Consider the following 13,491-nt stretch of genomic DNA (forward strand, 5'->3'; position numbering starts at 1 on the left):
CACTCAGACACTCTCCCGGGATTCCTGACACACTGGTGGCCGTGCCTCGATTCGTCGCCACCCGTCCGGACACCGGTCTGCTGTCGCTCCCGTGGGACGTCCCGCTGGAGGACTGGCCCGAGGACCAGCTGGTCGCGCTGCCGCGCGGTATCTCGCGGCACGTGGTCCGCTTCGTCCGGGTCAACGGCAGCGTGTACGCGATCAAGGAGGTCCTCGAGCACCTGGCGATGCACGAGCACCGCCTGCTTCGCGACCTCGAGCGCCTGGAGGCCCCGTCGGTCGAGCCGGTCGGCGTCATCACCGACCGTGTGGACCGCAACGGCGAGCCGATCGACTCGATCCTGATCACCCGGCACCTGCAGTTCTCGCTGCCGTACCGGGCCCTGTTCTCCAGCACGCTGCGTCCCGACACGGTCAACCGCCTGATCGACGCTTTGGTGGCGTTGATCGTCCGGCTGCACCTGCTCGGCTTCTTCTGGGGCGACTGCTCGCTGTCCAACACCCTGTTCCGCCGGGACGCCGGCGCGTTCGCGGCGTACCTCGTGGATGCCGAGACCGGCGAGCTGCACCAGGACATCTCCGACGGGCAGCGCGCGCACGACCTCTACACCGCGGAGATCAACCTGTTCGGCGAGTTCCTCGACCTGCAGGAGGGCGGTCTGCTCGACGAGTCGATCGACCCGCAGGAGACCGTCGAGTCGATCCAGAAGCGGTACGAGGCGCTCTGGGCCGAGCTGACCGCGCCGGAGGAGTTCGCCACCGACGAGATGCACCGGCTCGACTCGCGGATCCGGCGGCTGAACGAACTCGGCTTCGACGTCGCCGAGATCGACATCATCACCGACTGGGACGGCAGCCAGGTCCGGATCCAGCCGAAGGTCGTGGACGCCGGCCACCACTCCCGGCGGCTGCTCCGGCTCACCGGTCTGGACGTCGAGGAGAACCAGGCCCGGCGGCTGCTCAACGACCTCGACTCGTTCGCGGCCGCCACCGACCAGCAGAACGAGGACGAGGAGATCGTCGCCCACCAGTGGCTGACCGACGTGTTCGAGCCGGTCGTGCAGTCGGTCCCGCGCAACCTGCGCCGCAAGCTCGAGCCGGCCGAGGTCTTCCACGAGGTGCTCGAGCACCGCTGGTTCCTGTCCGAGCAGGCCGGCCACGAGGTCGACACGATGGAAGCGGCCCGTTCGTACGTGAACGACGTACTGGCCGCCAAGCCGGACGAGAAACTGTCGCTCCCGACACCGGCACTGCCCGAATCCGACTGATCACCGCGACGAATACACCCGGACGTAGTCCACGTCGAACGAGTTGGGGAACGGCGTTGTCGCGTCCGGCGGGCCGCCGCGGTCGGCGTTGGCCCAGGTGCCGCTGTTGAGGACGACGTACATCGGTTTGTCGGGCACTTGGTCGCCGGTGATTGTTGAAGTGGGTACGCCGTCGACCGTGAACGTGATGCGGTCGGCGGTCCAGACGACGCCGTAGCGGTGCCAGCCCCTGGTCGGTGCGAGGCCGGTCGCCCAGTGGCTGTCCCAGCGGACGTCCGGCCAGGTGCCCGACGCCAGACCGCTGTGCATGCTCTCGATGCTGCCGAACCACTCGGCGACGTCGATCTCCGGCGGCCAGCTGCGGTCCTGCGGGATCAGCCAGAACGCCGGCCACAGGCCTTTGCCGGCCGGGAACTTCGCGCAGATCTCCCAGTAACCGTAGGTCTGGGAGAACTTGTCGTGCGAGGAGATGAAGCCTTCCGTGTACTGGTATGTCCCAGCCGGATCCGTGCCGACCACGGGTTTGTTGCCGGTCACCAGCCGCAACGTCCCGCCGGACAGCACGACGTTCTCGTCGACGGCATAGCTGCCGTACGACGTGTTGTGGTAGTGCCCGCCCGCGCGGCCGGGGAAGTCCATCACCGTGTTCCACCGGCTGCGGTCGAGGGCGCGCCCGGCGAACTCGTCGGACCAGCTGAGCCGCATCCCCGACGGCGGCGCACCGCCGGTGCAGGTCCGCTCAGTTGCCTGAGGCAAGTTTGCCGCCTGGGCGGTGCTGGTGAGGGATGCGGCGAGCAGGGCCAGCCCGGCGGCACCCAGCGCCAGTGCGCGGCGTCGAACGGTCATCCGAAACCTCCTTCACTTGATTCCTGAGGTGGAGAAGCCGCTGACGAAGCGGCGTTGCATGAACAGGAAGAGGACCAGGACGGGCAACACGTACATGACGGCGCCTGCGGCGACCAGGTTGTTCATCGGCAGGCCCTTGTCGTTCACGTAGCCGGTGGCCATGGCGACGGCGAGGGTCGTGCTGTCCTGACTGAGGAACATCGCAGGCCCGACAAAGTCGCCCCACGCGTGCGTGAACGACAGGATCACGCTGGCCGCGATCACCGGCCAGGACTGCGGCAGGAAGATCCGCCAGAAGATCCCGACGTACCCGCAGCCGTCGATGATCGCGGCCTCCTCCATCTCCCGCGGGATCCCGGCGAAGAACTGCCGGAACAGGAAGATCAGGAACGCGCTGCCGCCGAGCCCCCACGCGACCCACGGCCAGTACGTGTTGACCATGTGCACCTTCGCGAAGATCAGGTACGTCGGAACCAGCGTCACGATCCCGGGCAGCATCATCGTCGCGAGCAGCACGACGAACAGCTGTTTCTTGCCCGGCGCCGTCAACCGGGCGAACCCGAAGCCGACCCAGGCCGAGCTGAGCGTCGTCAGCGTGGTGCTGAGGAACGCGATGGTCAGCGAGTTCTGCGTCGCGCCGACGAAGTTCACCTGGCGGATCGCGTCGGTGTAGTTCGCGAGCCGCGGCGCCGACGGCCACCAGCTCGGCGGGAACGACGCCATCTCGGCCGGCGACTTCAGCGAGGTCGACACCAGCCAGAGGATCGGACTCAGCATCACCAGGACGACGGCCAGCAGCACGATGGACAGCGCCCACTTGGAGGTCCGGGTCATTTCTGGCCTCCCGGCTCGACGGTGTAGAACACGGTCCGGGCGCTGACCTTGATGATCACCAGCGTCACCAGGAGGATCACCGCGAACAGCATCCACAACATCGCCGACGCATACCCGAAGCGCGAGGCGCTGAAGTACTGCGCGAACACGTGGATCATGTAGAGGTAGTTGCCCTGCGGCACTGTGCCTGCTCCGCTCAGCGAGCCCGACGAGAGCAGCAGCGGCGCGAACGACTGCAGCGACCCGATCACCCCCGTGATGACCTGGAACAGGATCACCGGCGACAGCAGCGGCACGGTGATCCGCGTGAACGACTGCCAGTACGACGCGCCGTCGACCTGGGCCGCCTCGAGCAGCTCACGAGGAATGTCCTGCAACCCGGCCAGCGAGATGATCATCGACCCGCCGCAGCCCCACAGCACCAACGCATACAGCACGTAGCGCACGTTCGGATCGACCAGCCAGGTGATCGGATTGGCCCCGAGACCACTCAGGACGCCGTTCGCGGCGCCGGCGTCGCGGTCGAAGATCAGCCGGAACGTGAGCGCGGCCCCCACCGGCGGGACGACCGCCGGCAGATAGATCAGGCCGCGGAGCAGACCACGTCCCTTGATCGGCTGATTGAGCATCACCGCCAGCAGGAGGCCGGCGAGGATCGACAGCGGGACGGTGACGAGCGCGAACAGCCCGGTCTTGCCGAGTGAGCTCAGCGTCAGCGGGTCCTTGAAGATCTCCACGTAGTTGTCGAAGCCGACGAAGTGTGTCCGCGGCGACAGCCCGTCGGAGTCGGTCAGGCTCAGCCAGAACGCGTACCCCAGCGGGAACACGGTCAGCGCGACGAAGCCGATGATCCACGGTGCGACGAACAGGTAGAACGTGCGCGCCTTGCGCAGGCTCGGCGGCTTCTTCCTCCGGTCCGCGGACGGCGCCTCGGCGGGCGCCGCGCGACGGCGTACCTCGGTCAGCGCCGATGTCACCGCAACCGCTTCTTTCCGTCGGCGAGTTGCGCGTTGATCTGGGTGTTCAGCGTGTCGGCGAACTGGCCGACCGAGGTGCTGCCCTTGATCGCCTTCGGCAGCTCGCGGGTGATCACCGCGTTGATCGCGTCCTGCCGCACGTACGGGGTGTAGGAGGTGACCGAGAAGTGCTCCTTCTCCGCCATCTGCACGTCGTAGGCCTGCTTCTGGTAGGGCAGCTTCTGCGGCATCAGCTTCTGCAGCGACTTCAGCGGCGGGATACCCCAGCCGCCGCTCGCCCGTGCCTTGGCAGGATCTCCGGCCAGATACCACTCCATCACCGCCCAGGCCGCGTCCTTGTTCTTGCCGGCCTTGGGCATCCACAGGCCGGTGGCCCCGAAGCACGGGCTGACCCGGCGGCCGGTGTCGAACTGGGGTGCGGGCGCGAAGCCGGCGACCTTCGCGGACTTGGGATCACCGGCGAACAACCCGCCCAGCCAGTAGCCGCTCAGCGTGGTCGCCATCCGGCCGGCCTGGAACGTCGGACCGTCCCAGCCGTTCGGATCCGGATTCAGGACCGTCGGGCCGATACCGGCCTTCGCATACTCCAGGTACCAGGTGAGCGCCCGCTGCGCCTCCGGAGTGCTGAAGTCGACCGAGGCGAGATCGTCGGCGGTCAGCTTCCCGCCCGCCAGGTCGGTCATCCAGGTCAACTGGCCGAACAGGCCGAGCCCGTTCGGGTTGAGGCCGTAGACGCTGACCTTCGCGCCCTGCCGCTTCACCAGGCGCCTGCCCTCGTCGAGCAGCTCGTCCAGCAGCAGGGGCGTCGTCGCGCTCGGCCTGGTCACCTTCGCCGCATCGAAGAGCGCACCGTTGTACCAGATGGTGCAGTCCTGCGAGTAGTCCTTCGCGAACCCGTAGCGCGGCCCGCTGCCCTGCTTCTCACCGTCGTACCGCCAGACGTCGTTGACCGGGTCGATGTCGTCAGCCTTGATCAGCGTGCTCTTCGCGAAGTACGGATCGAGGTTCTCCGCGACCTGCCGGGCGACCAGGTACGGCGTCTCGGTCGCGCCCATGCCGCGGACCACGTCCGGCGGGTTGCCGCTGGCAAGCATCGCGGTCAGCTTGGTGAGGTCGTACTCGACCGTCTTCACGGTCAGGCCGAGGGCCTGTGACGCGGCCTTGGCCTCCTTCGGACCGAACTCGCCCGACTGCGACATCACCGTCACCACGCCCTTGGCGGACGATCCGGTGCCGGTGGCGGCCGGGGTGTTCGTGGACGAGGCGGGCGAGCAGCCCACCGCGAGCGCTCCGCTCGCCGCACTGCCGGCGACGGCGCCGCCGAGCGCGAGGAACCTGCGGCGGGAGAACCCCGGGTTCGTTGTGGTCATGGCCAACCTCTCATTCGGATGTCTCTGGGTCGAAGAGCCGGCAGACCGGGCCGGAGGAGGGCCCGGCCCGGTCCGCGAGGGCTTCGCTGTCGTCTTCGGGGCGGTAGCCCAGCTCGTGCCGGGCGGAGGTGATGTCCCAGTGGTTGCGGGTGTTCGCGGAGACGCCGAAGTGCACGCCGAACCGCTCCCGCGCTCCCAGGGCGGCGAGCATCAGCCGCCCTGCGTCGTCGTCGGACAGCCACTGCCCGAGGTAGCGGCGCTCTGCGGGTGGCCAGCCGGTGAGGCCGAGACGCAGACAGGTGACCGACGCGCCGGTGCGTTCGGCGTGCATCCGGCCGAGCGCCTCCAGCACGACCTTGCCCAACCCGTACGGACAGCAGGGGCGCGGGTCGAGCCGTGGATCGACAGGCCGGTACTGCGGGCGGTTGTACTCCCCCGCGGCGTGGAGGGAACTGGCCAGCACCACCTTCGGCACGCCGTTGGCCGCGGCGGCCTCGAGGGTGACCTGGGTGGTCCACACGTTGGCGGCATACACGCTGTCCCAGGTCTGCCATGGGCTGCTGTTGCCAGCGAGGTGGAGCACAGCGTCCGCGCCGGCCAGGACCTGGCGGGCCTCGTCGGGATCACCGATGTCGGCCTGCACCAGCCCTTCGACCCGTCGCGCCGCCGCGGCGCTGTCGACCAGCCGGACCCGGAAGTGCTTGCGCAACCACGGCAGAACCACCGTGGCGACACGCCCCAGTCCGCCGGTCACCACCACCAGCGGTGCCTTGCTCAGCTCAGCGTCCATGTCGGTCGTCCGGTCGCCGGGCCCGGGTGATCCCCGGGACTGTGGCCGAAATTGTTCGAGTATTTCGGCGTTTGTGTCAAGTCTTCGTACACAGACTGTCAGGGAAATTGACTCCGCACCGCCGGTTCGCCGATACTCGTCGTCGTGACTGCGAAGGACACCGGATCCCTGCGAGCGTTGCGACGCACCAACTCCGAGCGCATGCTGTCGGCGCTGATGGAGCACGGCGCGCTGCACCGCGCCGAGCTCGCGCGGATCTGCGGCGTCTCGCGGACGACGGTGTCGACGATCGTGGCCGACCTGATCACCGGCGGGGTCGTCGTCGAGGTGGTCGGCGACCAGGTCGCCCGGGCCGGGATCGACGCGTCCGAGGTCGACGGCCGGGCCCGCGGCTTCCTCAGGGCGAACCCGGCCGCCGGTGCCGCCGCCGGCCTCGACTTCACCCTCGAGCGCGTCTGGTGCCACCTCACCGACCTGTCCGGCGAGACGCTGGCCAGCGACGGGGTTCGCACGGCGCGGGACACGCCATGGCAGGAGCGACTCACGGCCGGCATCGCCCTGCTCGACGAACTGCTCGAGAGCACCGGGCGCCAGCGCGACAACCTGGTCGGAGTCGCGATCGGCGTGCCCGGACCGCTCGACCTGCAGACCGGTGTCGTCGGTCCGTCACTCCCGGGCCAGGCGTGGGCCGGGGTGAACGTGGCGGCGGAGTTCGGCCGGCATCTCGCGGTGCCTGTGCTGGTGGAGAACAACACCCGGCTGGAAGCGGTGGCCGAGTTCACCTGGGGCGCGGGCCGGGACGTCCGCGACGTGCTCTACCTCGGGCTGTCCACCGGGATCGGGTCCGGACTGCTGGTCGACGGCAACCTTCACCACGGCGGCGCGCGCGGGGGCGGCGGCGAGATCGGCCACCTGTCGGCCGACTCGTCCGGAGCGCCGTGCCCATGCGGGAATCGCGGCTGCCTGGTGCAGTATGCGTCGGTGCAGGCCGTGCTCGCGGCGCTGGCGCCGGTGCTCGGCGAGGATGCCGGCCTCGATGAGCTGCTCGCGTCCGCGGCCGACGGACAGCCGGAAACCTTACGGGTGCTCCGTGAAGCCGGTGAGCTGACCGGCCGGGTGCTCGCGAACATCTGCAACCTGCTCAACCCGGAGCGGATCATCGTCGGCGGTGAGCTCGCCCGCGCGGGCGACCTGATCCTGGACCCGATCCGCGCCACCCTGCGCCGGACGGCGATGACGCTGACCCGCGACGCCGACGTCGTCGCGGCCGAGCTCGACCTCGGCGCCCGCGCCGGTGCGTCCGGCGCCGCCGCCCTGGTGCTCCGCCAGACCGACCAGCTGGTCGCCGCCCTGCTCTCCGCTCCCGACCGGCAACCGAATGAGGCCTCGTGAAGATCGTCGGATACGAAACGTTCCTGGTGGCGCCGCGGTGGCAATTCCTGCGGATCGACACCGACGAAGGGATCAGCGGCTGGGGTGAGCCCATCGTCGAGGGACGTGCCGAGGCGGTCCAGGGCGCGGTCGCGGCCCTGATGGAGTACTTGGTCGGCACGGATCCGCTGCGGATCGAAGAGCACTGGCAGGTGATGGCCAAGGGCGGCTTCTACCGCGGCGGCCCGGTGCTGTCGAGCGCGCTGGCGGGCATCGACCAGGCGTTGTGGGACATCAAGGGGCGCTTCCACGACGTCCCTGTGCACGAGCTGCTCGGCGGGCCGGTCCGGGACCGGGTGCGCGTCTACACCTGGGTCCACGGCCATGACAACGCACAGCTCGTCGACGAGGCGAAAGCCAAGGTGGAGAAGGGCTTCACGGCCGTCAAGCTCAACCTGTCCGAGGCGCTGCCCCCGATCCCGTCGGCCGCCCAGCTCCGGGCCTCGGTGAGCAGGGTCGAGGCGCTTCGCGACGCGCTCGGCGACGGCGTCGACATCGCGCTCGACTTCCACGGCCGGTTCAGCACGGCCGCCACGCGGCAGATCCTGCCGCTGCTCGAGCCGCTGCTGCCGATGTTCGTCGAGGAGCCGGTGCTGCCCGAGTTCGCCCGCGACCTGCGCCGGATCACCGAGTCGACCAGCATCCCGATCGCCACCGGCGAGCGGTTGTTCTCCCGCTGGGACTTCCGCGACGTGCTGCCCACCGGGATCGCGGTCGCCCAGCCGGACATCTCGCACGCCGGCGGCATCTCCGAGGTGCGCCGGATCGCCGCGATGGCCGAGGCGTATGACGTGAGCGTCGCGCCGCACTGCCCGCTCGGGCCGATCACCCTGGCCGCGAGCCTGCAGCTCGACTTCGCCGTCCCGAACTTCCTGATCCAGGAGCAGAGCCTCGGCATCGAGTACGGCGGCGGCAACGCGCTGCTCGACTACCTGGTGGACCCGGGCGTCTTCGCCTTCACCGACGGGCATGTGCAACGCCCCGCCGGTCCCGGTCTGGGCATCGAGGTCGACGAGGACGCCGTCCGGGCCGCGGCCGCGGAGCCGCACCGCTGGCGGTCGCCCGTGCTGCGCCACGACGACGGTTCGTTCGCCGAATGGTGAGCGCGCCGACCCCGCCGATGGGGTGGAACAGCTGGGACTGTTTCGGGACGACGGTCACCGAGGCCGAAGTCCTCGCGAACGCACAGGTCATGCACGACCGGTTGCTGCCGTTCGGGTGGGACACGGTCGTCGTCGACATCGCCTGGTACGACCCGACAGCACGCTCGCACGGCTACAACGAGAATGCGCCGGTCGTCCTGGACGACCACGGCCGCCAGCTGCCGGCGCCGCTGCGGTTCCCCTCAGCCGCGGGCGGCGCCGGCTTCGCGCCGCTGGCCGCGAAGGTGCACGAGCTCGGGCTGAAGTTCGGCCTGCACATCATGCGCGGCATTCCGCGGCGGGCGGTCGAGCTCGACCTCCCGGTGTACGGGACGGAGTGGACGGCGCGGCAGATCGCGGATCCCGATCACGTGTGCCCGTGGAACCCGGACAACCTCGGGCTGAACCACGACCACCCCGGCGCGCAGGCGTACTACGACGCCCAGGTCGCGCAGTTCGCCGCCTGGGGCGTGGACTTCGTGAAGGCGGACGACATGCTCGCGCCGTACCACGATCGGGAGATCGCGGCGTATGCGCGGGCGATCGAGCGGAGCGGGCGGGACATCGTGCTGTCGTTGTCGCCCGGCACCCAGCTGTCGACGCACCACGTCGAGCATCTGCGGGCCAACGCGCAGCTGTGGCGGATCTCCGACGATCTGTGGGATCGGTGGGAGGACGTGCACGCGCAGTTCGCGCGGCTCGCGCGCTGGGCGCCGTTCCAGCAGGCCGGCGGTTGGGCGGACGCAGACATGCTGCCGCTCGGCCACATCGGCATCCGCGCCGAGCGCGGCGCCGACCGGGACAGCCGCCTCACCGTCGACGAGCAGAAGACGCTGCTCACCCTGTGGGTCATGGGCCGCTCACCCCTGATGATGGGCGGTGACCTGCCCACCACGTCGCCGGAAACCCTTGCACTGTTGGCGAATCCGGCGCTCGCGAATGTCCTCGCTACCTCGTCCGACGGCCGCGAGATCGTCCGCGAGCCGCTCGACGACGGCGAGCTGATCGTCTGGACGGCCCAAGGTGAGGGCTGCTCGTACGCAGCGTTGTTCTGGACCGGCGCCGCGCCGCGCGAGGTCGCGCTCCCTGCCGAGCTTCCCGCACCGGCCGCCGACCTGTGGACCGGCACCCCCACGACCGAGCGGGCGTACACCGTGCCTCCGCACGGCGTACGCTGGCTCGAGCTCAGCTCAACGCTCTGAGCGCCGGCCTACTTGTAGACGACCCACAGCTCGTAGTCGTCGCCCGGGAAGGCCGAGCCGTTGATGCACTTGTACTTCGTCCACTTGGTGCCGGCCGCACCGGCGGCGTGGCAGTCGGACTGCCAGAAGAAGTCGCCGACGTACTCCCAGTTGTCAGCGGAAACAGCCTGCGACGACGCCGGAGCCGCGACCGGCGCGTCGGCCGCCTGGGCGCCGGGTACGGCGAGGCTGCCCACCGCGATCGCTCCACCGGCCAGGACACCGTAGAAAACCCTGCGAATGTTCATGATCCGTGCCTTTCGTGGTTGGGTCGAACACTTCGAGAGTGCCGCTCGAACCAGCCACGCGCACCCCGTTTCGGATCACCCCGAAAGGGGCCGAAAGCTACTTGATGAGGGCCGCAAGCAACCACTTCGAGAGTGGCGCATCCCCCAGTTCCCGAAGGTCCTTCACCCACCGCGCCTCGGCGATCTCCGGCGAGAGGGTGAGCGCGTCGTCGGAGACGGACGCGGTGAGGGTGGTGAGCGTGTCGTGTTTACCTTGCAGCGTGGTGACGACGGTGGCGAGCGAGGTGAAGGACTCCGGTGGCACGAGCAGGCCCAGTTCCTCGTGCACCTCGCGGGCAGCGGCCTGGGCGGGGGTTTCGCGGGCGGGGTTGTAGCCGCCGCCGGGCAGGGCCCAGCGGCGGGTGTCGGTGTACGAGTGGCGGACGACGAGGAAGCGGCCGTCCGGCCGGCGGAGCAGCGCCTTCACGCCGAAGGTGGTGGGTTTGCGGATTCGCCACCAGAGTTGGAGGAAGGGCGAGCCTGCGCGCAGCAGGACCGCGCGGACGCGCATCAGCGTGGTGGCATGCGGAGGGCGCCGTCGAGGCGGATGACCTCGCCGTTCAGGAGTTGGTTGTCGAGGATGTGCCGGACCAGCGCGGCATACTCCGAGGGCTTGCCCAGGCGGGACGGGTGCGGGACCTGCTGCTCGAGGACCGTGCGGGTCTCCTCGGGAAGCCCGGCGAGCATCGGCGTCTCCATCGTGCCCGGCGCGATCGTGACGACCCGGATGCCCTTGTCGGCGAGGTCCCGTGCGGCGGTCAGCGTGAGCGCGACGATCCCGCCCTTGCTCGACGCGTACGCCGCCTGCCCGACCTGCCCGTCGTACGCCGCGATCGACGCCGTCATCACCACGACGCCGCGGTCACCGTCGGCGCCGGGCTCGGAGGCGATCATCCGCTCGGCGGCCAGCCGGAGCACGTTGAAGGTGCCGATCAGGTTGATCTCGATCACCTGCCGGAACGTTGCGAGCGGCAACGGACCCTTGCGGCCGACGACCCGGCCTGGCGTCGCGACGCCGGCGCAGTTCACGACCACGCGCAGCGTGCCGAGCGCCTCGGCCGCGTCGAGCGCAGCGCCCACCGCGGTCTCGTCGGTGACGTCGGTCGGCGCGAACACCACCCGGTCACCCAGCTCGTCGGCGACGGCCTTGCCCGCGGACGAGGGCAGGTCGACGATCACCACCCCGAGCCCGTCCGCCGCGAGGCGTCGTACCGTCGCCTCTCCGAGCCCGGAACCACCACCGGTGACCAGGGCGACGTCGGACGGGCTGAACTCCATCACATGCTCCTAGGGTCCTGTGAGTGCTGTGAATCGAACGATAGCGGTGTCCAGGTGCGTGCATCGGGGTGCTTGGTCAGTGGCCTCGATGCGGAGCATCGTGGGCGCTGGCCAAGTGCCGCGAGGTGCGTGCCTGGGCGCCGATAGCGTCGAGTCACAGCACTCACAGGACCCTTAACAGGTCGCGGCTGATCACCAGCCGCTGGATCTGGTTCGTACCTTCGAAGATCTGGGTCACCTTGGCCTCGCGCATGTACCGCTCGGCCGGGAACTCCCGGGTGTAACCGTACCCACCGAGCACCTGGACAGCATCGGTCGTGACCTTCATCGCCGCGTCCGTGCAGACCAGCTTGGCGATCGCGGCCTCCCGGGTGAACGTCCGGCCCAGGTCGCGGCGCCGCGCGGCGTGCAGGTACGTCGCCCGCCCGGACTCGACCGCCGCGGCCATGTCGGCGAGCAGGAACTGCACACCCTGGAAGTCCGCGATCGACTGCCCGAACTGCTGCCGCTGTTTCGCGTACGACGTGGCGACGTCGAGCGCCGCTTGTGCCAGACCGACCGCGCAGGCCGCGATCCCGAGCCGGCCGGAATCGAGCGCGGACAGTGCGATCCGCATCCCGTCGCCCTCCGCGCCGATCAGGTTGCCGGCCGGGACCCGGACGTCGTCGTAGTTGACCAGCGTGGTCGTGGATCCAGTCAGGCCCATCTTGCGCTCCGGGGCCCCGAAGCTGAGGCCGTCGGTGCCGGCCGGCACGTGGAAGGCCGAGATCCCGCGCGTGCGGTCGTCGGAGGTGCGCGCGAAGGTGGTGTAGAAGTCCGCGTGCGAGCCGTGGCTGATCCACGCCTTGGTCCCGTTCAGGACGTACGAGTCCCCGTCCTGGACGGCCCGCGTCGTCATCCCGGTGATGTCGGAGCCGGCCTGCGGCTCGGACAGCGCATACGCGCCGAGCAGTTCGCCGCCGATCATGTCCGGCAGCAGCCGCTCGCGCTGCTCGTCGGAGCCGAAATGCGCCAGTCCGTAGCTGGTCATCGTGTGCACCGAGACGCCGACGCCGACCGACATCCAGGCGGACGCGATCTCCTCGAGCATCTGCAGGTACACCTCGTACGGCTGCTCGGCGCCGCCGTACTGCTCCGGATAGGGCAGGCCGAGCAGGCCCGCCTTCCCCAGCGTCCGGAACGCGGATCGCGGGAAGGTCTCGCTCTCCTCCGCGTGCGCGGCGTGCGGAGCGAGCTCGTGCTCGCACAGGTCTCGCACCAGGGCGAGCAGATCGATGGATTCGTCAGTGGGCAGGAGTCGGTCGACAGCCATCAGAGCCCCCTCTCAACAACTCCCGGAATGATACTCGGAACGATACTGGAGCACATAGTCCAGTATCGTTCTATGCTGTCTCGATATGACAACAGTCGTTCCGGGGCGGCGGACCCGCCGGCAGTCCGAGCTGCTCGACCGGCTCCTGTCCCTGTTCCTCGAGCAGGGGTTCAGCCGGTTCACCCTGGACGACCTGGCCGCCGAGCTGCGCTGCAGCAAGACGACCCTCTACGCGCTGGCGCCGAGCAAGGAGCAGCTGGCCGTCGAGGTGGTGAAGCACTACTTCAAGAACGCCACCGCGCAGGTGGAGTCCGCGGTCGCCCGGCAGACCCGGCACGACCGGCGGATCGCGGCGTACCTGAACGCGGTCGCCGACGCCCTGCGGCCGGCGAGCAGGACCTTCCTGGACGACGTGGCCACCTTCGCGCCGGCCCGCTCGGTGTACGAGCGGAACACCCGGATCGCGGCCGAGCGGGTCCGGCAGCTGATCGAGGACGGCATCAACCACAAGACCTTCCGGCAGGTCGACATCGCGTTCGCGGCCGAGATGATCGCGCACACCATGCAGGCGATCCAGCGCGGCGACATCGCCCGGCGGACCGGCCTGAACGACGCCGAGGCGTACCGCGAGCTGGCCTCGTTCGTGCTGCACTCTCTGCGGCTCGACTGAACCGTAGACACCTTTAAGGTGTCTCTCGCGTCCTCTTACTGCCAG

General features: G+C 69.5%; 14 protein-coding genes. 5 read left to right on the forward strand and 9 right to left on the reverse strand.

Annotated features, from left to right (window positions below):
- The first annotated feature begins 41 nt into the window (after positions 1 to 41).
- On the forward strand, positions 42 to 1,268 hold the full coding sequence (locus AB0I12_RS25660; protein ID WP_359934153.1) for a DUF4032 domain-containing protein: 1,227 nt from the start codon (positions 42 to 44) through the stop codon (positions 1,266 to 1,268).
- On the opposite strand, the gene AB0I12_RS25665 is transcribed toward AB0I12_RS25660, so the two are convergent.
- The 5 genes from AB0I12_RS25665 to AB0I12_RS25685 are packed head-to-tail and all read right to left on the reverse strand — an operon-like array spanning position 1,269 to position 6,085.
- The gene (locus AB0I12_RS25665; RefSeq protein ID WP_359934155.1) at positions 1,269 to 2,114 is read right to left on the reverse strand and encodes a glycoside hydrolase family 16 protein; all 846 of its coding nucleotides are present in this window, start codon (positions 2,112 to 2,114) and stop codon (positions 1,269 to 1,271) included. It abuts the gene before it with no gap.
- A gap of 12 nt (positions 2,115 to 2,126) precedes the next feature.
- Positions 2,127 to 2,948 carry a carbohydrate ABC transporter permease gene (locus tag AB0I12_RS25670; RefSeq protein ID WP_359934157.1) on the reverse strand — a complete coding sequence of 274 codons (822 nt, stop codon included), beginning with the start codon at positions 2,946 to 2,948 and terminating at the stop codon, positions 2,127 to 2,129.
- Positions 2,945 to 3,925, reverse strand: a complete 981-nt coding sequence (locus AB0I12_RS25675; protein WP_359934159.1) for a sugar ABC transporter permease — start codon at positions 3,923 to 3,925, stop codon at positions 2,945 to 2,947. Before AB0I12_RS25675 ends, AB0I12_RS25670 begins: the two co-directional genes overlap by 4 nt.
- Positions 3,922 to 5,295 (reverse strand): extracellular solute-binding protein, encoded by a 1,374-nt coding sequence (locus tag AB0I12_RS25680; protein WP_359934161.1) that lies wholly within the window; start codon positions 5,293 to 5,295, stop codon positions 3,922 to 3,924. The genes AB0I12_RS25675 and AB0I12_RS25680 overlap by 4 nt, the downstream gene beginning before the upstream one ends.
- Positions 5,296 to 5,305: 10 nt before the next feature.
- Complete coding sequence (locus AB0I12_RS25685) at positions 5,306 to 6,085, reverse strand: NAD(P)-dependent oxidoreductase (RefSeq protein WP_359934163.1); 780 nt, start codon at positions 6,083 to 6,085, stop codon at positions 5,306 to 5,308.
- Between the two features lie 144 nt (positions 6,086 to 6,229).
- On the opposite strand from AB0I12_RS25685, the gene AB0I12_RS25690 reads away from it, so the two are divergent.
- The 3 genes from AB0I12_RS25690 to AB0I12_RS25700 are packed head-to-tail and all read left to right on the forward strand — an operon-like array spanning position 6,230 to position 9,860.
- On the forward strand, positions 6,230 to 7,477 hold the full coding sequence (locus tag AB0I12_RS25690; RefSeq protein WP_359934165.1) for an ROK family protein: 1,248 nt from the start codon (positions 6,230 to 6,232) through the stop codon (positions 7,475 to 7,477).
- On the forward strand, positions 7,474 to 8,619 hold the full coding sequence (dgoD, locus tag AB0I12_RS25695; protein ID WP_359934167.1) for a galactonate dehydratase: 1,146 nt from the start codon (positions 7,474 to 7,476) through the stop codon (positions 8,617 to 8,619). The genes AB0I12_RS25690 and dgoD overlap by 4 nt, the downstream gene beginning before the upstream one ends.
- Positions 8,613 to 9,860, forward strand: coding sequence for a glycoside hydrolase family 27 protein (locus AB0I12_RS25700; RefSeq protein ID WP_359934169.1), 1,248 nt, complete (start codon positions 8,613 to 8,615; stop codon positions 9,858 to 9,860). Before dgoD ends, AB0I12_RS25700 begins: the two co-directional genes overlap by 7 nt.
- Before the next feature lie 8 nt (positions 9,861 to 9,868).
- Here the strand turns inward: AB0I12_RS25700 and AB0I12_RS25705 are convergent, their stop codons facing one another.
- The 4 genes from AB0I12_RS25705 to AB0I12_RS25720 form a co-directional block, all read right to left on the reverse strand.
- The gene (locus AB0I12_RS25705) at positions 9,869 to 10,147 is read right to left on the reverse strand and encodes a hypothetical protein (protein WP_359934171.1); all 279 of its coding nucleotides are present in this window, start codon (positions 10,145 to 10,147) and stop codon (positions 9,869 to 9,871) included.
- 97 nt (positions 10,148 to 10,244) lie between these two features.
- A complete protein-coding gene (locus tag AB0I12_RS25710; protein WP_359934173.1) occupies positions 10,245 to 10,697 on the reverse strand; it encodes an NUDIX hydrolase in 453 nt (150 codons plus the stop codon).
- Positions 10,697 to 11,464, reverse strand: coding sequence for a 3-hydroxyacyl-CoA dehydrogenase (locus AB0I12_RS25715; RefSeq protein WP_355474258.1), 768 nt, complete (start codon positions 11,462 to 11,464; stop codon positions 10,697 to 10,699). The genes AB0I12_RS25710 and AB0I12_RS25715 overlap by 1 nt, the downstream gene beginning before the upstream one ends.
- 163 nt (positions 11,465 to 11,627) lie before the next feature.
- Positions 11,628 to 12,776: an acyl-CoA dehydrogenase family protein gene (locus AB0I12_RS25720; RefSeq protein WP_359934175.1), complete on the reverse strand. Its 1,149-nt coding sequence runs from the start codon at positions 12,774 to 12,776 to the stop codon at positions 11,628 to 11,630.
- A gap of 85 nt (positions 12,777 to 12,861) precedes the next feature.
- Between AB0I12_RS25720 and AB0I12_RS25725 the strand changes: the two genes are divergently transcribed.
- Positions 12,862 to 13,446, forward strand: coding sequence for a TetR/AcrR family transcriptional regulator (locus AB0I12_RS25725; RefSeq protein WP_131460575.1), 585 nt, complete (start codon positions 12,862 to 12,864; stop codon positions 13,444 to 13,446).
- Positions 13,447 to 13,491: the final 45 nt, after the last annotated feature.

The sequence above is a fragment of the Kribbella sp. NPDC050459 genome (assembly GCF_040655315.1).
GTDB lineage: Bacteria > Actinomycetota > Actinomycetes > Propionibacteriales > Kribbellaceae > Kribbella.